22 protein-coding genes and 1 CRISPR repeat array are annotated in these 24,666 nt (G+C 29.3%); all 22 genes read left to right on the forward strand.

The annotated features are described in order from the left end of the window. The first annotated feature begins 3 nt into the window (after positions 1-3). Positions 4-1,080, forward strand: a complete 1,077-nt coding sequence (locus LQK79_RS15450; RefSeq protein ID WP_231017131.1) for a type III-B CRISPR module-associated Cmr3 family protein — start codon at positions 4-6, stop codon at positions 1,078-1,080. Beyond that, positions 1,081-2,442 (forward strand): hypothetical protein, encoded by a 1,362-nt coding sequence (locus LQK79_RS15455; protein ID WP_231017132.1) that lies wholly within the window; start codon positions 1,081-1,083, stop codon positions 2,440-2,442. 31 nt (positions 2,443-2,473) lie between these two features. Further along, positions 2,474-3,367, forward strand: coding sequence for a type III-B CRISPR module RAMP protein Cmr4 (gene cmr4, locus LQK79_RS15460; RefSeq protein WP_053240648.1), 894 nt, complete (start codon positions 2,474-2,476; stop codon positions 3,365-3,367). Further along, a complete protein-coding gene (gene cmr5, locus LQK79_RS15465) occupies positions 3,345-3,824 on the forward strand; it encodes a type III-B CRISPR module-associated protein Cmr5 (protein ID WP_053240649.1) in 480 nt (159 codons plus the stop codon). Before cmr4 ends, cmr5 begins: the two co-directional genes overlap by 23 nt. A 1-nt stretch (position 3,825) precedes the next feature. Further along, positions 3,826-5,193 (forward strand): type III-B CRISPR module RAMP protein Cmr6, encoded by a 1,368-nt coding sequence (gene cmr6, locus LQK79_RS15470; protein ID WP_231017133.1) that lies wholly within the window; start codon positions 3,826-3,828, stop codon positions 5,191-5,193. A 232-nt stretch (positions 5,194-5,425) separates the two neighbouring features. After that, positions 5,426-6,583: a CRISPR direct-repeat array (repeat unit 30 nt; unit sequence GTTTTTAGAGTACCTATGAGGAATTGAAAC). A 173-nt stretch (positions 6,584-6,756) separates the two neighbouring features. Continuing rightward, entirely contained in the window at positions 6,757-7,344 is a 588-nt protein-coding gene (locus LQK79_RS15475; protein WP_231017134.1) for an L-2-amino-thiazoline-4-carboxylic acid hydrolase, read from the forward strand. Positions 7,345-7,779: 435 nt separating this feature from the next. Continuing rightward, a complete protein-coding gene (locus LQK79_RS15480) occupies positions 7,780-8,169 on the forward strand; it encodes a DUF1284 domain-containing protein (protein ID WP_053240661.1) in 390 nt (129 codons plus the stop codon). Then, entirely contained in the window at positions 8,166-8,495 is a 330-nt protein-coding gene (locus LQK79_RS15485) for a thioredoxin family protein (protein ID WP_053240662.1), read from the forward strand. Before LQK79_RS15480 ends, LQK79_RS15485 begins: the two co-directional genes overlap by 4 nt. Before the next feature lie 405 nt (positions 8,496-8,900). Continuing rightward, complete coding sequence (locus tag LQK79_RS15490) at positions 8,901-9,275, forward strand: hypothetical protein (RefSeq protein WP_053240663.1); 375 nt, start codon at positions 8,901-8,903, stop codon at positions 9,273-9,275. 524 nt (positions 9,276-9,799) lie between these two features. Then, positions 9,800-10,435, forward strand: a complete 636-nt coding sequence (locus LQK79_RS15495) for a nitroreductase family protein (RefSeq protein WP_053242294.1) — start codon at positions 9,800-9,802, stop codon at positions 10,433-10,435. Positions 10,436-10,669: 234 nt separating this feature from the next. Then, entirely contained in the window at positions 10,670-12,433 is a 1,764-nt protein-coding gene (locus LQK79_RS15500; protein ID WP_053242295.1) for a methyl-accepting chemotaxis protein, read from the forward strand. 224 nt (positions 12,434-12,657) lie between these two features. Beyond that, positions 12,658-13,674: a tryptophan--tRNA ligase gene (gene trpS, locus LQK79_RS15505; protein ID WP_053242296.1), complete on the forward strand. Its 1,017-nt coding sequence runs from the start codon at positions 12,658-12,660 to the stop codon at positions 13,672-13,674. 589 nt (positions 13,675-14,263) lie between these two features. After that, complete coding sequence (locus tag LQK79_RS15510; RefSeq protein WP_231017135.1) at positions 14,264-15,094, forward strand: helix-turn-helix domain-containing protein; 831 nt, start codon at positions 14,264-14,266, stop codon at positions 15,092-15,094. Between the two features lie 159 nt (positions 15,095-15,253). Further along, the gene (locus LQK79_RS15515; RefSeq protein WP_231017136.1) at positions 15,254-15,901 is read left to right on the forward strand and encodes a hypothetical protein; all 648 of its coding nucleotides are present in this window, start codon (positions 15,254-15,256) and stop codon (positions 15,899-15,901) included. Then, complete coding sequence (locus tag LQK79_RS15520; protein ID WP_231017137.1) at positions 15,831-16,619, forward strand: ABC transporter ATP-binding protein; 789 nt, start codon at positions 15,831-15,833, stop codon at positions 16,617-16,619. The genes LQK79_RS15515 and LQK79_RS15520 overlap by 71 nt, the downstream gene beginning before the upstream one ends. Continuing rightward, complete coding sequence (locus tag LQK79_RS15525) at positions 16,616-18,379, forward strand: ABC transporter ATP-binding protein (protein ID WP_231017138.1); 1,764 nt, start codon at positions 16,616-16,618, stop codon at positions 18,377-18,379. The genes LQK79_RS15520 and LQK79_RS15525 overlap by 4 nt, the downstream gene beginning before the upstream one ends. 156 nt (positions 18,380-18,535) lie before the next feature. Further along, a complete protein-coding gene (locus LQK79_RS15530) occupies positions 18,536-19,336 on the forward strand; it encodes an ABC transporter substrate-binding protein (RefSeq protein ID WP_231017139.1) in 801 nt (266 codons plus the stop codon). A gap of 228 nt (positions 19,337-19,564) precedes the next feature. Further along, the gene (locus LQK79_RS15535) at positions 19,565-20,920 is read left to right on the forward strand and encodes a CCA tRNA nucleotidyltransferase (protein ID WP_231017140.1); all 1,356 of its coding nucleotides are present in this window, start codon (positions 19,565-19,567) and stop codon (positions 20,918-20,920) included. Positions 20,921-20,981: 61 nt separating this feature from the next. Continuing rightward, positions 20,982-21,776 (forward strand): hypothetical protein, encoded by a 795-nt coding sequence (locus LQK79_RS15540; RefSeq protein WP_053242304.1) that lies wholly within the window; start codon positions 20,982-20,984, stop codon positions 21,774-21,776. Positions 21,777-21,937: 161 nt separating this feature from the next. Next, entirely contained in the window at positions 21,938-23,215 is a 1,278-nt protein-coding gene (locus LQK79_RS15545) for a glycosyltransferase family 2 protein (protein WP_053242305.1), read from the forward strand. Positions 23,216-23,260: 45 nt separating this feature from the next. Further along, on the forward strand, positions 23,261-23,725 hold the full coding sequence (locus LQK79_RS15550; RefSeq protein ID WP_053242306.1) for a DUF4358 domain-containing protein: 465 nt from the start codon (positions 23,261-23,263) through the stop codon (positions 23,723-23,725). 228 nt (positions 23,726-23,953) lie between these two features. Next, positions 23,954-24,547 (forward strand): ECF transporter S component, encoded by a 594-nt coding sequence (locus LQK79_RS15555; protein ID WP_053242307.1) that lies wholly within the window; start codon positions 23,954-23,956, stop codon positions 24,545-24,547. The last annotated feature ends 119 nt before the right edge of the window (positions 24,548-24,666 follow it).

Raw genomic sequence — 24,666 nt, forward strand, 5'->3', positions numbered from 1 at the left:
ACAATGAAGCTTTTAAATATAAAACCGTGTGATAATACTTTTTTTGGAGATGGAAATCAATTTAAATTTGGAATGAATAATTTTATAAGAAGTAAGAATACTCCTTACCCATCTGTATTTTTTGGAGCTATATTTACATCAATTTTAAGTCAGAATGATGAATTTAGAAGTGAGTTTTTTAAGAAAGGAAAATATGATCATGAAGAGCTATTAGAGTTACATCAAGTATATTTGTACAACAATACAACTGAAATGGCATACATCTCAGCACCAAAGGATTTATTTATAAATTCGCAAGGTAAAAAAGTTTTTGGTGAATTTAAGAAAGTAGATAATGCATTATTAGCTTCTATATCTTATGAAAGAATTTTACAATCACCTGAAGATAGTGATTATAAAAGGGTAAGTAATAAATATATAAATATAGAAGATATTAATGATTTGTATTCAAATAAGATAAGTCAACAAATTGAATTAATAAATGAAAATGATGTGTTTATAAAAAATAATAAGGTTGGAATTAAAATCGACAAGGCAACAAAATCTGTAGAAGAAGGTATGCTTTACAAAATTGAACAAACAGAATTTTTAGATGATATTAAAGAAAATAACAATTGGTCATATTTGGTTGAATATGAGATTTATTATAACTATTTAAATGATAATTATAATAGAATAGAAATACAAGAACTGGACAAGGGATATTTAAAACTTGGTGGAGAAAATAAAGTTTGTAGATTTGAAAAAATGGAAAATGATTTTATAAAAAATTTTACTGAAAAAAAAGTAACAAAGTTAAATCAAGGTATTTATAAAGTAATATTTACAAGTGATACGTTTTTTAAAGAAGATATTAAAAAAGCATTTGGACAAGATATCAAAATTTTAGGAATAGCAAGTGATAAACCAATTTATATTGGTGGATTTGATATGGAATCAGGAATAAGAAAAATGTATAAAGGTTATGCTGCAGGAACAGTTGTTTTAATAGAAGTTATAAATGAAAATTCACAATTAAGAATAAAGTCTAAAAATTCAAAAGGATTCAATGAACATATAGTAGTGAAAGAAGGTATCTAAATGGAACACGAAGTTGAAAATTTGGTTGTATGTTCAACATTAAATCAAATAACTAATTTTCTTATTATAAGAACATGTAAACCTAAAAAAATATTTAATATAACGTTTAACGATGATACTATAAAAAAATTTAATATTAATATAAAATCAAATAAGTGGGATGACTATTTAAAGAAGGAATGCAAGGAATTTAAGGTTAAAGCTTCATGGAAAGATATAAATCTTTCTATTGAAGATATACAAAATTTAAAAAAACTAAAGGAAAAATTAAATGCACAGATAATAAAAAAGTCTCAAGGAGAGATATATTGGCATGTTACAGGAGGTCAAAGGACAATAGCCTTAGCAATAAGTGAGTTAATTAAAGATAAAAGCTTAAAACGTGAAGAAGATAGGTTGATATACATTGAAGGAAATACTGAAGAATTAATTGTTAATGATTGTGATGGTAAATTATTATCCGAGACTGGCTCTAATTATGGAAAACAAGATATTACTTTTGAAACGACATTAAATTTAACTGGTTTTAAAACAAAAGATCTTGAGAAGAGTACAGTTAAATTTAAACAAAAAGGTAAATTGTGTCTTGATACTAATGAAAAATTCATTGAAGAACATGAATTTTATCAAAAGTTATATAAGATTATTGAATTAGATGCAAACAGAACTATAGATAAGAAATGTGAAATAATAAAATTTAAATATGATAACGAGGACTATGAAGGCTCATTTAGAAATTTATTGTTAGGTTCAAATGCAATTAAAAATACTAAAGATACTAAAGATAATACAAGAGAAAGAATTAAGTATGTAAAAGAATTATTTAAGAAAGTTAAAGAAAAGTATAAGGATATACAAGGAAATAAATATGATATATTGGAATCTCATGAAATTTACGGTTCATATCCAGCAGGATATATATTTGAAAAATTAACGGCTCACAGAATATATGATATTGTAAAAAATAATTCTAAAGTAATAGAGATGAAGACAAGCCTGAAAACCTATTTTGAGAAATATGATAATGATGATGATAAAACTAAAAATGGTAATATCATAGATGAATTAGATGTCGTGCTTTTAACGGATACTGGTAAGGTTGTAAACTTTGAGTGCAAATCGGGCGGAATGAAGGGTGATAATGCCAAAAGTAACAAGTATACAACTTATAGATTAGCTGGTGTATTTGGAATGCCAATATTATTATCACCACTCTATAGATGTGAGATTCAAAATAAAGAAAGCCTAAATGATGAATTAAAAAAACAATCACAAGCTGTAAGAGAGGCAGAAGCAGTGGAACTAAATGTTATAGCAATAGATGAAATAAGTGAAGAAAAAATTAAAAGGTTACTTGAATAGAAAATATACAATTATGTGAGGAGAAATAAAAATGTATAAAGATAAAGAAATCATATATATAAAAGCACTTACACCAGTTCATGCAGGTGCAGGAGATGGGCTTGAAAGTGTGGACATGCCGATACAAAGGGAGAAACATTCGAATATACCTAAAATAGAGGCATCAAGTTTAAAAGGATCAATAAAGCATAGTTTATATAATAAATTTAAAAGTAATGATAATACAATACATGATAATTTAAAAAAAGATTTATATACTATATTTGGACCAGAATATGGAGAAGATTATTCAAGTGCAATAGGATTTACAGATGCAAAATTGCTATTTTTCCCTGTTAAATCAGCTACAGATATATTTAAATTAGCAACTTGTCCTTATATTATAAAAAGATGGATAGAAGATTTAAAATTCCAAAATGAAAAATTTACTGTAGACTTAAATATAAATGTAAATTCTGCAGAATACATTAATAATACGGAGGAAGAAAAAATAATTTTAGAGGAATATATATTTGAAAAATCTGCAAGTTCTATGAATATAAATTTGCAAAATCTATTTAAAACTATAAATGATTTAGATACTAATAGAATAGTAATATTAAATGATTCAGATTTTATTGATTTGGTTACTATGTATACTGAAATAATTACTAGAAATAAAATAAGTGTGAATACAGGGGCAGCTGAAGGCACAGGACTTTTTACAGAAGAATATTTGCCAGCTGAAACCATAATGTATTTTATGGTTTTGGGAGCACCTTCTTTCAATGAAAATAATAAGAAAACCTCAGAAGACATATTAAACTATTTTAATAATACTGTAGATGAAGTATTTCAAGTCGGTGGAGATGCTACTATTGGAAAAGGTTTTGTAAAGAGATTAGGTAAGGTAGGCGATAAAGATGTCAAATCTAAGGAATGCTAGTCTTAATGTAGCAAGTTTTGCAATGAAATGTGTAGAAGAAGGTAAAGATGATAAATATATTGATAATAAAAAATATAAAACTTTAGTAAAAAAGATATCTACATTAATTCAGAAAAACGGCTTTATAAATACTTTGGTTTTTGTTTTATCTAAAAGTAATATTGAAAATCCTAAAAAAGAAGATATTATAAAAAAACAGTATAATAATAAAATTTTAAATGACATAATAAAATGGAACTATGAGAATGATAAAATCAATAATTTAATAGATTTTGAAAAGTATGAAATAGATATCAATGATAATGATGATAAATATAACACTATTAATATTGCAAAATATATACAAGCAGTTACAGAATTAAATCAATCACAATATAAGTTAATAACTAAGGAAATGATGAGCTTATTTGGCTGGATTAAAAGGTTTGCTGATGGAATGATTGAAGGAGAAGGATAAAATGGAGGTTAGAATAGTAAAAGGAGCAAATAAAAACATTATATCTTTTGTGCATGGTGATAATATAGAAAATACTAAAAAAAGTTTACAATATAAGAAAAACGATGTTGTTTTAGTGGAAGCAGATAAAGATCGTCCTGAAATGAAAGAATATCATGTTTATAGAAATATGATGAATTATTTATATGATAATCAAGCAAGAAGAAAAGATATGAACAAATCTCTTTTAATAAATAAATTTACTAATGTTTTTAATTTAGATGAAAGCTATTGCATGAATGAAAATGAAAGAACTATATTAAAAAATATAAAGAATAATAATAATAGTATAAAGGATAGCTTAAATGAGAAATTTTATTGCATAAGTTTTAAAGGGAAAGTAAATGACAAATTAATAGTCGGACTTGGAAATCAATCTGTATTTGAAACAGGTATTACACTCCATCATACGTATGGTATACCATATATTCCAGGGCAAGCTATTAAGGGAATACTTAGAAATTATGTAATACAAGAATATTTTGATTCAAAAGGAGACAGTGATATATCAAAAGAGGAGTTCTTGTTAATATTTGGTGGAAAATTAAAGAATAATAAAAATCTTTCGGGAAAAGTAATTTTTATGGATTCTTTTCCGTGTAATGATTTTCAAATAAAAAGAGATATCATGACACCGCATTATGGAAAGTACTATAATGGAGAAATTGAACCTTTAGATTCAGAGGAACCAAATCCGATACCATTTTTGGTAGTAGAAAAAAATAAAAATGAAGATTTGCTTTTTCAATTTAATATAGCAATAGATAAAAGTATTTTAAATGTAGCATGGGAAGAAAATGATCAACATAATAAAAAAACTATAGAAGAATTTGTGATAGATAATTTTATTGATGCTTTAAATTTTCATGGAATAGGTGCCAAAACTTCAGTTGGATATGGATATTTTGACATAGATAAAGAAGAAGTTAAAAAGCAATTAAGAGAAGAAAAAGAAAGACAAGAGCAAATGGAAAAATTGCGAATAGAAAGAGAATTGAAAGAAGCAGAGGAATTAAAAAGGAGGTTACAAGAAGAAGAAAAATTAAAAAAGGAAACGGAAGGTATGAGTAGCTTTGAGATAAAATTATATAAGCTGAATCAAATAAAAGATGAAACTAAAAAGTATAATGAAATTATAAAATTTTATGACCAAAATGTTGATATATTAGAGGATTCAGATAAAATAGTACTTGCAAAATTTGTTAAGAAATATTTTAAAGAAGAAGATAAGTGGGAATATAAGGTTTCTAAAAAAGGTAAGGTTGATAAAAAATCAAAAAAAGTTAAAAGAATTTGTGAAATATTATCTGAAAAGTTACCGGTTAACTAAGAAATAATATGCTCTTGTTATCTTTTTATAATTTTCTAGATCTTATTGAAATTTATAAAAAATGAATAAAAAATAAAATTGTCGTCGACCCCCAATAGAGTAAAAAACCCCGGGGTTGACGATTTTTTAGTTTATAGGAAAATGGCGGGCTAAGATTGATTTTTTATATTTTTTTATAAATTTTCTTAAAAATTGATTTTTTAAGAAAGCTGATGTATGCTGTACTTGATGGGTTTTTAGAGTACCTATGAGGAATTGAAACCGTGGAGAAGCGCAGATAATACAGCAGGAGTTTCAGTTTTTAGAGTACCTATGAGGAATTGAAACCTTTACATTTTAAACACTTGTAATTTACAACGGTTGTTTTTAGAGTACCTATGAGGAATTGAAACACATCTTTTAATTGTTCATTTATCATAGAGACTATGTTTTTAGAGTACCTATGAGGAATTGAAACACATCATCGGGATTTTTTCGCGGTCTACTCATATAAGGTTTTTAGAGTACCTATGAGGAATTGAAACAACGAATTGCTTTCGAAATGGTATGCAGAGCAACAAGGTTTTTAGAGTACCTATGAGGAATTGAAACACTCTATAAAGTTCTCTACTTTTAAATCTGTTATAGTTTTTAGAGTACCTATGAGGAATTGAAACAATCTATAATGCTATAACCTCAATAAATAATATTAAGTTTTTAGAGTACCTATGAGGAATTGAAACTAGCTTCACATAAATTTGTAGCTAATAGAAAAGCTATGTTTTTAGAGTACCTATGAGGAATTGAAACTTTAAAATGTAAACATCTTTTTATGAAGCTTACACCGTTTTTAGAGTACCTATGAGGAATTGAAACTGACTAGGGATAAAGGCGTTGCACAAAAGTTAGAGAGGTTTTTAGAGTACCTATGAGGAATTGAAACAATTTAGTTCGGTGCTTTTATCTTCGATTAGTAAACGTTTTTAGAGTACCTATGAGGAATTGAAACACAGGACTTGGTGTTGATAATTCTTCCTCGTATTTTAGGTTTTTAGAGTACCTATGAGGAATTGAAACCAAGGTGAAATCATGAAACAGGGCTTAGAGCCTTTAAAGTTTTTAGAGTACCTATGAGGAATTGAAACCATATACACTTCTTTTGGTAATGGTGATGCTGGACTGTTTTTAGAGTACCTATGAGGAATTGAAACCGTGATCCTGTGGATTTAGATAAATGGAATACTAAAGTTTTTAGAGTACCTATGAGGAATTGAAACCTTAAATCAGTTAAATCTTTGCCATCATAATCCCTTAGTTTTTAGAGTACCTATGAGGAATTGAAACATTACATCTATTCTTTCAAGCCTTCCAAAATCGTCCGGTTTTTAGAGTACCTATGAGGACTTGAACCTCTATAATACTATTAAGGCTAAGGCTATATTTTAAATCAATATTGAAGTTTGTGAATGTATTAAATTATACCATATTCAATAGCAGGAGAGCATAACTATGGCACGTTCAAATATTATATATGGAAGGAATAAAGATACTACCTAATATTGTAAAAGATAAGGAGGAAGCATTATGCAACAATTTTTGATAAAGGAATTTGGTCAAAGCTTAGGCAATAAAATTTATGATTTACAACAGAGCAAATTACAAACAATACTTGAGTTGACGACAGGAAAAAGTAATAATCAGATGGCAACATTGACTAAAACAATTCTTCCAAGGATCTCATTATATAAGGTATTGCAAGAGGAATTAGGTGAGCAGAAAAGAGCGTATGATACGGTTGAAAAGTATATGTTTACTATTGTAGGACAAAAATTGAATAAGCAGTATTCAATGTTTGAATTCATACCGGGATACTTCTATATATTTAGAAAGATGATGGTTGGTGTAGTTAATAAGAGTGATAATTGGATAACTGAAGTGATAAAAAATGACAGAACATCTGTAGAATATAACATAACCAAATGTCTCTGGTATGATGCATGTGTAGAGAATGCTTGTCTTGAACTTTGCAAAATTTTCTGTGAAACAGACCATGTAATTTATGGTTCAATGAAAAAAGTAAAGTTTATTCGAACAGGAACGTTGGGTATGGGAAATAAATGCTGTGATTTTTGCTTTTTAAATAGAAAGCAAAAGAACTTGTTGCGGAAGTAAAAAAGTCTCAAAACTAACCCTATAGTTTAGAAATGACGAAAATTAGGAAAGTATACTTAAAAAATAAGTTATAGTGATTTATTTTTTCAACTTATAGCAAATAGGTATGAATATACCTCTACAATGCAACATTTATGCATTTTCATGCTGGAACTTTTCAGCATTTTGACTTTGGCAGTATAATTACATATTTTATGCAGCAATATAGTATATATGAAGTATGTAAAGTGTGAAAAAATGTGTTTTTGCATTTGGAATTAAAGCGTATATAAAATCTTCGGCAGTTGTATATGGTATATTTGAAAATGAATTGAAGAAAAATTTAATTAATTGTGCTAATATATATGTTAGTAGGTTTTTATAAAAAATTTAATATGTTTAAAGCTTAGGAAATGATAATAAAAAATTATAATACGTAAAGCGGAGGAATAATTTATGTTAAGAATAAGAGCTCATCATTTTCTATGTATGCAGGGATTTCAAGGTTATGGCTACAATGAAGAATTTGTGAAAAATATGGACAAGATAATAAAATATATAAAAGATAATAAAGATTTAAAAATAAAGCTTATAGATAGCTGTGATGATATATGTGGACCTTGCAGCAATAGAAAGGGAGGAAAATGTGCCGATTCAAGTAAAGTTGATTTTATGGATAAAAAAGTTCTTGAAAAGCTTAATTTAAAAAGTGGTGAAATTAAGATGCCAAAAGAAATTTTTGATTTAGTTAATAAAAAAATATCTAATAAAAACTCAGCTAATGAAGTTTGTGGTACTTGTTCTTGGCACAAGGAATGTCTTTGGTTTGAAGGTGGTTCTAATTGAACCGAGTTTATTCAAAAGATACTATAGAAAAATTAATAAATGAAAATAAGATTTTATTAATATATTTTGGAAGCAAAGACTGCGGCATATGTAAGGTTATAAAACCAGAACTAGAAAAAATCCTTAAAGCATATCCGAAAATTACAAGTGTTCAGGTAGATGTAGAAAATAATATAAAACTATCTGCTTCTTATAATGTTTTTACACTTCCAGCCATTTTGGTATTTATTGATGGAAAAGAGTTTATAAGAGAAGCAAGGTATATAAATATGAAAGAAATAAATGATAAAATAGATAGATATTATAAACTTGCGTTTGATATGTAGATTTTTAGTTTGAAGGGGATTTTATGAGTAGGAGATTGATATTATTTGTAATTCTATAGCGCATCATAGTGTAGACAGTGCTTATGATGAAGTTCTCAAAGATGCGGATTTACTCCATCACTATTTATACAATATAAATTTTGAAGCAGCAGAAAAGGAAAAAAAGAGACTGAGCAATTTGCTTATAGAATTGGGAATTAATTCGTAGTTTTATAAAAAATCAGTTTTAATAAAGATGATGCTGCATTAATACTAAATAATTGTTAATATGATGTTATATAAGACTTAGGGTATAAGTATATATAAATTTAAATAATTATTCAAAAAAATAAGAAAATTATATTTAAATAGTAGTGAAAAAGTGATATTATAAATGTAATATATAAAAAATAGGAGTAATTTGATATGAGAAAACTTGTTTTAGTAAAAAGTTTCACTATAATAATAAGTTTATTATCACTTGCTTTTACAATCATAAACCATTTAGGAATTTTAAGCTTGATTATAAATGTTGGATTTGTACTGGAAATATTTTATGGAAGTCATGTCAATAAAGATTATGAAGGTAAGGATGAAGATTTAGGAAAGCACTATGAAAAGTTGTATATAAAGGTACTTGGTGTGTTAGATTTTTGTATTATAGCAGCATTTGTTTGGAATGTTATGTCGCCTTACTACAATATGGGTGCATATAAGGTTATTGTTTCTATACTATTTTTAATTTTATTTGCAGATTTGTACAGAGATAAAAGAAATTTATACAGTGGAGTAGAAAGATAGACAAGCTATTGGTCTGATTTTTATCTATGAAATTTATTTGAATATGAATACATGTAAAAGTGCAGGATTGAGGTCCTGTACTTTTTGTTTATATAGATAGACAACTTGAAACTTTAAAATTGCAATCTCCAAATTTATCCTAATGAACCGGAAGTTGATTCAGAGCACAGAGTACAAAGTACAGAGTACAGTGAAGGTGGATTTACCTTTCGTTTCTCTCAGGTAAATCTTAGAACTTAATAGTGTCAGCTACGCTGAGCACTATATTTTAAGCGCTTTGCGTGCATTAAGTTTAAGATTTTTTGTAGCGACAGCGGAGAAAAATCATCCTTCACTGTACTCTGTCCTCTGTACTTTGTACTCTGAGTTAAATTCCAGTTTGTAAGGATAAATTTGGTATTGGTAATTTAAATATTTCAGCTTGTTTATCTATAATAAATTGCAGCTAATATTGCTTGACGATACTTAATATCTAAGAGTATCATACTTATATAAGTTTATATGTAGGGATGGTGTATAAAAAAATGGGGGATTTAAAGGAAATAATTCAGAACAGGCATTCGGCAAATAATTTTATTGAAGGAATAGAAATACCTAAGCAAGATTTTATTGAGATTTTTAATCTGGTTAAGTTAGCACCTTCTTGTTTCAATATTCAGCATGCTAACTATTTGGTAATTACAGATAAAGATAAAAAAGAAGAATTAAGAAAGGCAGCGTTTAATCAGTATAAGATTCATACTGCATCTGCAGCTATATTGGTACTTGGAGATAGAGAAGGCTATCAAAAGGCTGACAAGATTTATTCAGGAATGTTAGATTTGAAAATTATGTCTAAATTTGATTATGATAATATGATAGAAAGCATAAATAATTTATATGTTGGCAGAGGAAAAGAATTTCAAAGGGATGAAGCTATAAGAAACGCAGCTTTGTCAGCTATGATGTTTATGCTAATAGCAAAGAGTAAGGGATGGGATACTTGCCCAATGATTGGCTTTGACAGTGAAAAAGTATGTGATTTATTTAATATACCTAAAAATCTTGAACCTGTGCTTCTCATTGCAATGGGAAAAGAGGATACAAGTAAAAGGCGGATGAGAGGATATCGGAAACCTGTAGGTGAATTTGTAACCTTTGAAGGGTTTAAGGGAAAATAAATTTATATCTTTTTAGAAAAAACATGTTGAAATTACATCAGCATGTTTTTTTAATACATTATATTAATTTAGTTTGTGTTTTTGCTAAAGTAAGAACCTTTAAATTTAGGCTTCAGCTTATATGAATTTGCACCAATTCTGCCACAAATTTAGTGAGACTTAGCTTAATAAATTATGTTATATTGGTATTACATAAAAAGAAGAGTTTTACAAGCAAAAGAGGGAGTGGAGTGTATGAAATTTTTTAGAAATTTGAAACTTACAAAAAAAATCGGCTTATTATCAATTAGCTTTCTGGTGTTTCTGTTGATAATCGGTGTAACTTCAATAGTGCAAGTGTATAATGTTAATTCGGAAATTAAAGAATTAAATAATTCAAGAATGACACCAATTATAAGCTTGGAAAGTATGAAGTCAGATGTAGAGTACATTAGAACTCAAGCAAGTTCATTAATGGACACTGAGAGTGATAGTTCATCAATAACCACTATAAAAAGCAATATAACAGCGAGAGTAAAAGTTTTAAATAAAAAATTATCTCAATATAAAAATAATCCTGAATATAAAAACAGTACTAAGCTTAAGACCTTGTTAAAAGACTACAACAAGTTTTTAACAGCCAAGGATACATATATAAACGCAGTAGAGGAAATGAAAAGTACACAAAATCAAAGTAAACAAAGTAATGGTACACCTCCTAAGAACAACAAGAATGATAGAAATTCTGTACAAAACTTTGATAAAGTTAAAAATACTTTGATTTCAGATTTCGATAAAATTGTAGATGAGCATGTTAAAGCTGCAAATGTAACTTATAAACAAAGTCAAAATCTTTTTACGGGTACAGTTATAGAGATAATAGTAATACTTGTAATAAGTGTACTTATAAGTTTAGTTGTATCTGGCATTATAATAAGGGAAATTGTGGCACCAGTTAAAAAAGTTACTTCAAAATTAAAGGAAATATCAGAGAATGACGGTGATTTAACTCAAAGAATAGGTTACGATAGCAAAGATGAAATAGGTGAATTAAGTGGAAATTTTGATTTGTTTATGGATAAGCTTCACGCAATAATTAAAGAAGTATCCATGTCAGCTAAAACAATAACTAACTTAAGCGAAAATATGAGTAATGCAACTTCAACAACTGCTAAGTCGCTGGATGATGTTTCAATGACAATATCTCAAATTGTGTCTAGTACTTCAGATGCTGCAGCTGCAGCCGAAGAAACTACAGCGGCACTTACAGAAGCGGCAGAGTTTTCAGAGTCAACTTCTAATGCAACTCAAAATACTGCATTAAATAGTAAAATGGCAAAAGAATCAGCAGAAGAAGGAGCAGCTAAAATATCTCAAGTAGTATCATCTATAAATGATATAGCATCAGCTTCAAGAGAAGTATCAAATGTTATAGATGACCTTGATAAATCTTCTAATCAAATAGGGGATATTGTAAAAATGATAACTTCCATATCAGAACAAACGAATATGCTAGCTTTAAATGCAGCTATAGAAGCGGCGCGTGCAGGGGAAGCAGGCAGAGGATTTAGTGTAGTAGCAGATGAAATTAGAAAACTAGCAGATGAAAGCAATAATGCTGCATCGCAAATAGCGGATCTTATAAAAGAAAACCAGTTAAAATCATCTAATGCTGTTAATTTAGTAGAACAAGTTGACGAAAAGGTGTCAAATGGCGTATCTAGAGCATCTGAAGTAAAAGAAAGTATACAAGGTATAATATCAAATATACAAAGCATAGTAGATGAAATAGAGCAAATAAATCACGATAATGATAAGCAGGCAAAAAGCTCTAAGGAAATGGAGAAGGTTATTAGCGATATAGCTGATGGAGCAAGTGAAATAGCAAATGGTACTGAGAATATAAATTTAAGTATACAAAACCAACTTTCAACTATGAATGAAGTAGAAAAAGTTACGAATAAATTATCAGAGATGTCAAAGAAACTAAACGAGATGACAGAAGGATTTAAATTATAAAGTCATTTGTTCAAAAAAGTACTAATTATAAATTCAAGAAGGATAACGATCATCTATGGCGTTTTGGATGCAATCTAATTATCCTTCTAAAACTTTATATAAATACGTTTTAAAATTTGCCAAAACCTATTGTGTGATTGCCTTGACTTTTTGATAAAAGCTGATGTATCCTATATTCAATAGACATATGCAGATTTTAATTTAATATTGAGGAGTAAATTAGTATGGGAAAAAAGATAATATTAACAGGTGATAGACCAACTGGAAAATTACATTTAGGGCATTATGTTGGTTCTTTAAAGAATAGAGTTAAACTTCAAGATTCTGGACTTTATGAAAGTTACATAATGATAGCAGATCAACAGGCACTTACAGACAATGCAAGAGACCCAGAAAAGATTAGAAATAGTCTTATTCAGGTTGCGCTTGACTATTTGGCAGTTGGAATAGATCCGGCAAAGTCAACAATACTTGTACAGTCACAAATACCGGAACTAGCTGAACTTACTGTACATTATTTAAATATAGTAACTGTAGCTAGAATTGGGCGTAATCCTACAGTTAAAGAAGAAATAAAACAGAAGGAATTTGGAGCAAGTATCCCAGCAGGATTCTTTATCTATCCAGTAAGTCAGGCAGCTGATATTACGGCATTTAAAGCATCACTTGTACCAGTTGGGGAAGATCAGCTTCCTATGATTGAACAAACAAGAGAAATAGTAAGAAGCTTCAATAATATTTATGGAAAAGAAGTATTGGTAGAGCCAGAGGTAATGGTTCCAGATTCAACTTGTGCGAGACTTCCAGGTACAGATGGAAAGGCTAAAATGAGCAAATCTATAGGAAATGCTATATACTTAAGTGATGAACCTGATGTAGTAAAGAAAAAGGTTATGAGTATGTTCACTGATCCTAATCATTTAAGAGTAGAGGATCCGGGTCAAGTTGAAAATAATCCTGTATTCACTTATTTAGATGCTTTTGGTGAGGATAAAGAAACTATAAATGAAATGAAAGAACATTACAAGAGAGGCGGACTTGGAGACGTTAAGGTTAAGAGATATTTAAATGAAGTCTTACAAGCGGAGTTAGAGCCTATAAGAAATAGAAGAAAAGAATTTGAAAAGGATATTCCAGCAGTATATGAAATGCTAAAGCAAGGAAGCCTTAAAGCTAAAGAAGTAGCCAGCAAAACATTAAAAGAAGTTCGTGAAGCTATAGGAATAGAGTACTTCAAGTAACAATGCTTCGTCGCATTAAAAAAATTCTATAAATCTAAGATAAAAAAATCATAAAATCCTAAGATATTTCAATAACTCGCTGAAAAAAATGCTCAGACAATTGAAATATCTAAGTATTTTATGATTTTTTTATCAAGATTTATTAGGAGTTTTTTAAACTGTTCCTTCAGCATTGTTACTTCGCTCCCACGGTAATACAATGGAAAAATTCCTCCGTTCCTACGGAATTTTGACGTGAATCTTTATAGTGCATTATTTTAAATAATTTATTATTATTTTTATTAAAAATTATGAATTCTAGAACTATCCTTATAAACTGGAAGTTGAAAGGCAAAGTACAAAGGACAGAGTACAGTGAAGGTTGATTTACCTTTCGTTTCCCTCAGGTAAATCTTAGAACTTAGTAGTTTCAGCTGCGCTGAACACCATATTTTAAGCGCTTTGCGCGTATTAAGTTTAAGATTTTTTAAAGCGTAGCTGAGAAAAATCATCCTTAACTGTACTCTGTGCTCTGCCAGAATTTCCGCAAGTTATGTCAAGTTTTCATTAGATTAAATTGATAGAATTATTTATGAAAGGAGCGAAGCGTATGAATGAATGGAAAGTATCAATTCAAAAAATAATTGACTGGATTGAAATAAATATTGAGAATAAGCCGAGTTTATTGGAGATGTCACAGAAAATAGGGTATTCACCTTATTATTGTTCTTATTTATTTCACCAGATCACAGGGATAACATTAAAAAGCTATATAGCAGGCAGGCGTTTGTGTCATGCAACTCTGGAGCTCCGTGATACGAATGTTAGAATACTTGATATTGCTTTAAAGTATGGATATTCATCACAAGAGGCTCTGACGAGGGCCCTTGTAAATGCTTATGGCTTAACTCCATTAACATATCGCAAAAGTCCTAAACCAGTGCAGCTTTCTATCAAACAAGACGTGCTTTCTCCTGAAGATTATATACCTATAGGAGGTAATAGAATGAGTAATATAAAGGAACCAAGTATTAGGTTTGAGTATATTCCCGCTCATAAATATATTGGTATATGGGATATAAGAGTAAATAATTACTGTGATTTTTCGAAATATCATGATTGCGATGAGGTTTGCGTCATAATTGAAAGTATGAGGAATGTGGCAAGTGAAAGCGTAGGGCCTCATATGGCAGGTTGGTTTTATGAAGCTGGAAAAAGAGGTTATTTTTATGGATTTGGTGTCCCAATAGACTATAATGGAGAAATACCAGATGGTTTTGAGATTAAAGAATTTCCAGCATCTAATTATATGGTGTTTTTTCATCCACCTTTTCAGTATTTAGAAGACAATGGTGAGGTAATGACCAGCGTTGAAAAATTAGCATGGAATTATAATCCGCTGCAAAGCGATAGATGGTGGATTCCGGGTGGTTATGAGTAGAATGAATTGCAAAGTTATAGGCAAAGAAAGTTTTTTCAATATTTCATAAAACTTTCTCTGTCTTTTTGTAATGCCCAATAATATATAATATTTAACTTTGGAAACTAAGTGTTTTGTTAAAGTTTATAATGAATTATTTGGCAAAGGAGAATTTGAATAATGAAAAGCAATTACGATAATGCAAAAAAACAGAGATATATTACTAAGGGATTTAAGGTGATGTATTCTTGTGCACCATTTTTAACGGTTGTAACATTTAGTTTGATTTTAGTACTTGGCTTAAATGAAATCGTTAATCTTTTACTTTTACGTAACGTACTTAATATAGTTATAAGCTCATTAAAAACATGGGGGAAATTCAATGAAATATTACCTTGGGTAACAGCTATGGTATTAGCCTTGATTTTGTTTCCTATTATAAATAAGCTTGTTGAATTACTAAAATTAAGATTAAACCAGAAAATTAATATTAAAGCCAAATTAATGATTTCAAATAAATTGAAGAAAATTGAATATATGAATTTTGAGAATACTAATGTGTATGATTTGTGTAAAAGGGTAGAAAAAAATTCGGAAAAAGATATGGCAAATACAGTGTTTAATGTAGCTGAATTTTGCAAAAATGTTATTTCAACAATTTTACTATCACTTATTATAATAAGAATTGCTTGGTGGGCACTTCCGATATCATTTGCAACTGTGCTGCCAATGATATTAGTTAAATTAAAAAGAGAAGATGAGCAGCACAAAGCTGAAGAAGAACGAGCCGTATATAATAGAATGGCAAAATATATATCAAGGATGTGATAAACCTGTATTAAAGGGGATTTCATTTTCTATAAGGCAGGGAGAAAAGTTAGTTGTCGTCGGTGAAAATGGAGCAGGGAAAAGCACAATAATTAAGCTTGCGCTTGGGTTATACAAGCCTGATTCTGGAAGTATATCAATAAACGGAAGAAGCGTATATGACATGAAAGTTGAGGAAAGACAAAAGTTACTTTCCTGTGTATTTCAAGATTATACAAAGTATCAAGTTACTGTTCGAGAAAATATTGGATTTGGAAATATAAAATATATAAATGATGATGAGAAGATTACAAAGGCAGCAAAAAAAGGGTTGTCATATGACATTATTAATAGCATGCCACATGGTTATGACACTTTGCTAGGCAATGTTTATGGGGAAGGCTCAGACTTGTCAGAGGGACAGTGGCAAAAAATATGTATTTCAAGAGCCTTTTTATCAGATGCTAAAATTATGATTTTGGATGAGCCATCAGCAGCATTAGATCCCAAATCAGAAACGGAACTCTATCAGTCTTTTATACGCTTAGCGGGTAATAAGATGTGTATTTTAATTTCACATAGATTAGGAAGTGCAAAGATCGGGGATAGAATTCTTGTTGTAGAGGATGGAAAGATTATAGAAAATGGCACACATGCAGAGCTTATGAAACAAAAAAAGCAATATTATAAAATGTTTATGGTTCAGTCAGAATGGTATAGGGAGGAGAATATTTCATGAAAGCATATTTTAGAGCAGTTTACTTAATTGCCAAATCAGCTAAAAAGCAGTTTTATACAATTTTAATTTTGTCTATATTGGTCGGTATGTTAGAAGGTTTGCAAGTTAAATTTAATGTTCTTATTCTGACTGCCCTGCAAAATATTATAGGAGGAGGAAATAATTATACTGCACTTATAATACCCTTTATTGCATTTGTTGTAATTTGTCCAAGCTACTATTTGTATACTCCAGCCGATGCGTACTTAAGATCTTTACTTTTACAGAAATTTAGGATTCAATTATTAAAAAATGTATATAATAAAGTGCTAAATACAGAAATGAAATTATTTGAAGACAATGAACTTTATGATAATATATATAAAGCACAAGAGAATGCTTACAATGACAGTATTATGGATATTGTGAATTCCATTATTTATATCCCTTTGCTTGTTTCTGCAATTGGATCTATATTTTCGATTATTGGTTCTTACAATCCAATGCTTATGCTTCTAGCTGTTTTCACGATGATTCCTTATTTTATTTCACGCTATTTACGTGGAGAGGAATATTTTATTTTGCGTAATAATCAAACAGAAAAGTTAAGAGTTACGGATTATTTGTGGGGAATTTTATGCGGTAGAAATACGAATAGGGATATGCGTATATTTGGTACAAATGATTATATGCAAAAAAAATATTATGATAATTTGAAAGAAATAACAGATGATGTTTGGAAGTATGAAAAAAAGCAATTCATAAGAACTGCAATATTAGATTCCTGCCGTCCTATTGGATTAGGAATAGGCATAATATTGTCGTCTTATATGGCATTTCACGGTGATATTACTGTTTCTGTATTTGCAGCTATGCTGACAGCATTTTCTACAGTTCAAGAGCATGCAGAGGGTTTAATAGATAAGGTAACGAAAACAATAAATAGCATTCCTTTTATATCAAATTATTTTAACTTAATTAATAATAAAGATGGGATAAAGCAAGGACATGAAGAGCTTACAGAGCCAATTCATACCATTCAATTTATTAATGTATGTTTTAGATATCCTCATAGTAAAGAGGGCACAATAAAGAATTTAAGCTTAACTATTAATAAAAATGAAAGTATTTCTATTTTAGGTGAAAATGGTGCGGGGAAAAGTACACTTTCTAAGTTGATTTTAGGATTATATACACCGACTTTAGGAGATATTTTATACAATGGCGTGAGTATTTTTAAATTAAATAGAAATAAGCTCTATGAAAGAGTTTCCGCTGTATTTCAAGATTTCACAAGGTACCAGATGACGGTTGGTGAAAATATAGGTTTTGGAAAATCAGATATGCTTTATGATAAGTCATATGTAGAGGAATACATTAAAAATCATAGCTATTTAGAGTTCATTCAAAATTATCAACACGGGGTTGATACTATACTGGGACGTGAATATGGAGGAATAGATATCTCTGGAGGACAATGGCAAAAAGTCGCAATTGCAAGAGGAGATATTAAAACTTCTGATTTGATAGTTTTAGATGAACCAACAGCTTCTTTAGACCCACTAGCTGAAGCAGGTATATTCAAGAAATTCTTAGAAATGTCATCAGGAAAGATTTCTCTTATTGTATCTCATAGAATTGGTGCTGCAAGATTATCAAATAGAATTCTTGTCATGAGTGATGGAGGTATTGTAGAGGATGGAACACCAGAGAAGTTACTTAACCAAAATGGTATATACACGCAATTGTATAAATCTCAATCTTATTGGTATCAGCAATAGTGGTTGTAATTTATGAATAAACACGCTATAATATTTATAAATATACATGTAGATATAGAGGCGATATAGGTAGGTCGTCCTATGATGGAAACATCATATATAAATCTTGTATTTAAATGCAAGCGTGTATATATTATGAGTTAGGGGAGCGGTTTTATGAAAAAGAAAATATCAATAATATTAGCCTTAATGCTCTGCATATCACTTCTTGCAGGCTGTTCTACTGGTAGTAAGGGCAAGGATGATTCATTGGATAGTGTTAAAAAGGCAGGAGTTATAAAGGTAGGACTTTCTGATGATTATCCTCCAATGGAATTTAGAGACAAAGATAATAAAATAGCTGGTTTTGATATTGATGTTGCAAATGCAGTGGCAAAAAAACTTGGAGTTAAGCTTCAAATAGTTACAAATGCCTATGATGGTATTTTTTTAGCGCTTAATTCTAAAAAATTTGATTTTGTACAGTCAACTGTTAGCATAACTGATGATAGAAAGAAAAAAATGCTTTTTTCTGATCCATATATAAATGGAGGCTGTGCTATATTCTTAAAAACTGGCGATAATTCAATAAAAAGTCCAGATGATCTTAAGGGGAAGGTTGTAGGATGTCAAGCAGGAACAACCTCACAGGATGCTTTAAGCAAGCTCTCAGGACTTAAAGATGTAAAAAAATATGAAGCTACAACGGATGCTTTTTTAGATCTTCAAAATGGAAGAATAGCAGCAGTAGTTGCTGACCCAATGGTAGGAGATTACTACATGGTTAAAAACCCTGGAAAGTTTAAAAAGGTAGAAAAATATTTAGGCAAAGAACCAATAGGAGCTGCTTTTAGAAAAAATGATAAAGCCTTAAAAGACGCTTATCAAAAAGCATACAATGAACTTAAAAAGGACGGAGCTATATCAAAGATATCAAATAAGTGGTTTGGATATGATGTAACAAAGAGTGATAATTAAATTTAACTACTTAAAGGTGCACAGAATGTAAGAATTCTGTGCACCTTTATAGTTGGCTTTGTTTTAAATTTAGACTTTGTATTCATAAAAGTAGAAAATAAGGCAAAAATAATTATAGGCTGTAACATAAATGGAATTGTGGTAGAATTGTATATAATGCGTTGGAAAATTAAATTAACAAGAATGATTTATCTATACATAAAAATATTGTAAGTGGGTGATCTTTATATGATAGAAGTGCCTGAGAAGCCTAGTTATGTCGTAAGTATACTTCAAAAAAATAAATTCAAAGCCTATATTGTCGGTGGATGTGTAAGAGACAGCTTGCTTTTAAAAGAGCCAAATGACTGGGATATAGCAACGTCAGCAAAGCCAGAAGATATGATAAAAATATTTGAAAAGGCAGGACATAAAGTGATTCCTACAGGCTTAAAGCATGGAACTGTGACTGTAATGATTGACAAGAATGGGTATGAAATTACAACGTTTCGTATAGATGGAGAATATTCAGACGGAAGACATCCTGATAGTGTTGAATTTACAGATGATTTAAAAGAGGACTTATCCAGAAGGGACTTTACAATAAATTCTATGGCGTACAATGAAAAAGATGGTTTAGTGGATTATTTTAATGGATATGAGGATTTAAATAATAAAGTGGTAAGATGCGTTGGGAATCCTGATAAAAGATTTAATGAGGATGCACTTAGAATGCTTAGGGCAATAAGATTTTCAGCACAATTAAGCTTTAAAATTGAAGAAAAAACAGCAGAGGCCATAAAATCAAATCATAGTCTTATTAAAAAGGTATCTGTAGAGAGAATACAAAATGAAATAAATAAAATTTTAATGTCACATAACCCAAATTATTTAGCAAATCTTTATGACTATCAATTATTAGATTATATAATTCCGGAGTATTCAATTTGCTTTAAGTGTGAGCAAAACAATCCAAATCATATTTATAACGTAGGCGTTCATATAGAAAAATCTTTAGGATATGTGGAAGGAAATTTACCACTTAGACTTACTATGCTTTTTCATGACATTGGAAAACCGCTTTGTAAAACTAGAGATGATAAGGGAATAGATCATTTTTATGGTCATCAGGAAAAATCCTTTCTTATGGCAGAAAATATACTAAAAAGATTAAAATATGATAATGCCACTATAGAGAAGGTGAAAATTCTTGTTAAGTTTCATGATGTTGAGTTGAACACTTTTAGACAGGTAAGAAAGGTTTTAAGTATTATAGGAGAAAGAAACTTTATTGATTTACTAAAAATAAAAGAAGCGGATATAAGGTCACAAAATCCAGAGTATTATGAAGAGCGTCATGAAAAAATTAACCTTGCTAAAGAAATGTTTAAAAAGGTTATTGCTGAAAACAATTGCTTTAAATTAAAAGATTTAGCTGTAAATGGCCGCGATTTGATAAATATTGGAATAAAAGATGGAAGACTTATAGGTAAAATACTTAATAAGTTGCTTGAAATTGTTATTGAAAAACCTGAAACTAATAATAAAAGTGAGTTGTTACGAGCCGCCAAAGACATGCTGGATATTTTTCAGAATTCCAATTAATATACGATAATTATAATAGATATAAGACTTATAATTTTTGTGATATTTAAGGAGGATATTTATGAGCGAGAAGCATGCAGAGATAATCATAGAAAATGATATATATTTTATGGAAACTGTATTAGATAAAATTATAATTAACGATGGATATGAAGGTATTGAAGTCTTGGATTGTAATCTTAAATTGGTAAGGAAAATAAATATTTTTAAAGATATTGTTATACATTATTCTTATGTAAATAGCAAATCTGATGAGATAATTTTATTTTGCCCAGAAAATGGATGCTTTGTACATATTAATCTTAATAATTATGATGTTAAAACTATTTTTATTAAAAATACCTTAAAGAATGTTATATTTTCCAAAGTCTATTTATGGTACGATAATGATATTATAATACTTGATTTATATAATATGACTTTTATAAGAATGGATTTGAATAAGGGCAATTTAGAAATACTTAAAGAGGAAGAAATTATGGGGCTATATCCTTCATTTTATAGATTTTGTAATTACATTAATATAAAAAGTGTAATCGATATCGCGTCCAAGAACTATAAGGCAATTGTACAGAATGGTAATAATGAATTTTTTGTATACAATTTAGATGGAAGCTTTAAAAAAATAAATATAGAAAATACCCTTGACATAATTGATTTTATATACAATGAAGGAAATATAGGGATTGTCTATGGGGATTATGTAAAGATAATTGGAAATAATAATAAAAAATTAATAAAATGTGAAGAAGGGGATGTGTTTTTAAAAGCGTCATACTTAGAAAATGGAAATTTAGTGGTATTAAGCTGTGATAAGTTAAAGCAGTTGCAGAGCAAAGTATTAATATTTGGTTAAAATTACAGTAATAACTTACGCTTAATGCTTATTTGACGTTTACTAATAAGACATATATAATTATAAGGAAAAGGTTGTACCTAGCACTATATAAATTAAGTTACTTATAATTTGAATATAATGGCGCTTAAAGATTTGAAATTTATTTAGGGAGGATAATAATGAAAGAAATCGGAAATATACTAATCTTTTTTTCAAATTCACTAACATATTTCGCCTTTGTTTTCTCCATATATTATTTAATAATAGCTTTGTTTGGAATTTATAAAAAAGGGAATTTAAAATTAATAAAGCCTGAAAAAAAGTTTGCACTAATAGTTGCTGCTCATAATGAAGAGGTTGTTATTAACGATATAATAGTTAGTTTGAATAATTTAGATTATCCTAAGGAATTGTATGATACATTTGTAATTGCTGATAACTGTACAGATAACACAGCTAAGAAAGCAAGAGAAGCTGGGGCTTTAGTTCACGAAAGATTTAATGACAAGAAAAAGGGAAAAGGTTATGCATTGGAGTGGATGTTTAACAAAATATTTAACATGGATAAAAAATATGATGCGGTATGTATTTTTGACGCTGATAATCTTGTATCCAGAAACTTTTTAAAGGAAATGAATAAAAAACTTTATTCAGGTTCTAGGGTAATTCAAGGCTATTTAGATAGCAAAAACCCTATGGATACTTGGATTACTGGAAGCTATTCAATAACATTTTGGGCAAATAATAGAATGGCTCAGCTTTCAAGAGTCAATCTTGGAATTTCAAGTCAACTTGGTGGTACTGGATGCTGCATGGACATAGAAATACTTAAAGAATTAGGCTGGGGAGCCACTTGTTTAACAGAGGATTTAGAGTTTACTTGCAAATTAGTATCCAATGGATATAAAGTTGATTTTGCTTATGATGCAGTTGTTTATGATGAGAAACCTCTTACATTAATTCAATCTTGGAGACAGAGAAAAAGGTGGATGCAGGGTTTTGTAGATGTAAGTAGCAGATACTTTTTTAAACTTATAAAAATGGGCATAAGAAAGGCAAGTTTTACGGCAATAGATTGCGCGATTTATACTATTCAACCTATACTATTTATTTTATTTGGTTTAACAACACTTATAAATATGGTGGGAGTAGTTATACAGCTTTTTAATTATTCGAATAACTATAATAGCATTGCAGTTTCACACCACAGTATTAGTGCGCTTGCTATATTTATGTCTATAGTTGGAGTAGTAATTTATTTATATACACCAATTTTGCTTATTGCAGAGAGAAAATTTAATTTTAAAGTACTAATATATTATATAATAATGCCAATTTATATAATAACATGGTTACCTATTTGCATACAGGCAATTTTAGATAAAGATAATAAGGAATGGGACCATACAATACATAGCAGAAGTGTTAATATTAGCGATTTAGAAAAAACGCATTAGAGTTTATTTAACTTAGGAATATAAGAAATGTGTGGGGATGTTTGGTTGAGTAAGATTTTTCGATTGATTAGTGTTGTGGTTATAATTATTTTTATGACTTCAGGTTGCATAGATCAAGGAAGTGTAACAGTTAAGGAATTTGATGAAAAAATTAAAAATATTGGAGATATATCTACATTAAAAAAAGAAGATGCTAAAGGACTTGAAGATTTATATAAGATAAATAAAGTTGAACTTACAGATTTTGCTTTATATACATCAAAATCCAAAGATAATCCTGAAGAAATTTTAGTTCTTAAAGTTAAGTATTTAAGTAGTATAAATGAACTTAGGTATAAGATACAAAAAAGGTTAAATGAACGAGCTAATGATTTTAAAGGAAGTTCACCTGAGAAATATAAGTTAATTAAAAATAGTTTATTGCAGGATAGACAAAATTTTATAATTTTTGTTATTTCTAAGGATAAGTCAAAAGTAGAAAAAGCATTTGATAAGATGGTTAAAAATTAATTTTATGAGAAATGATAGAGTTTTTATTAATCCTATCATTTTTTGCTTTATCCTTTACGAGAAGTAACAGTACTTTTTTAAATTATTTGTTAAAAAATTTTAAATTGTGTGATATAATAATCTTGAATTTCTTTGGAAACAGTATTCTTCTGAAACTGTAGCCTAAATAAAATTAATTTATATTATTCGACTTATATCCTTAAAGTGGAATAAGAACGGAGGGAAAAATTGAATAAAAATGTATTAGCTAAGAGTAAATTTGAGACAAGGCAACTAACTATTGTTGGGCTGTTATCTGCAATTTCTGTAACTTTGGGACTAACTGGTTATGGCTTCATACCATTTCCAATTGCTCATGCAACAATTATGCACATTCCAGTAATTATAGGTGCAATTATAGAAGGACCTGTTGTTGGAATTTTAGTAGGACTTATGTTTGGAGTATTTAGTATGATCCAAAATATGATGACTCCTAGTGTGCTTTCTTTTGCCTTTATGAATCCATTGGTTGCAATTTTACCAAGAGTGCTTATAGGGGTTACTGCTTATTATACTTATGCATTACTTAAAAAGTGCAATGAACCACTTAGAATTGGTATAACCGCTGTAGTTGGAACACTTACCAATACTGTTGGAGTACTTACAATGATTTATTTCTTGTATGCAGAAAGATATGCACAGGCTGCTAAAATAAGTGTAAGTGGTGCTGCAAAAGCTATATATGGGGTTGCTGGGCTTAATGGTTCTATAGAATCTGCTGTTGCAGTTGTTATAATAGTGCCAGTTGTATTAGCTATAAAGAAAATAAGAGGACGTAGTTAAGGAATATATATTGCACAAGCTATATGAGGCTTGTGCAATTTTTTGTGTAACGAAGGAAACCACTTGCTAAGCAAGTGGAAGAAAAAAGGCTTATGCCGTTGAGCAGAAAAAAACTCCTA

This window comes from Clostridium guangxiense (genome assembly GCF_021043395.1).
Lineage (GTDB): Bacteria > Bacillota > Clostridia > Clostridiales > Clostridiaceae > Clostridium_S > Clostridium_S guangxiense.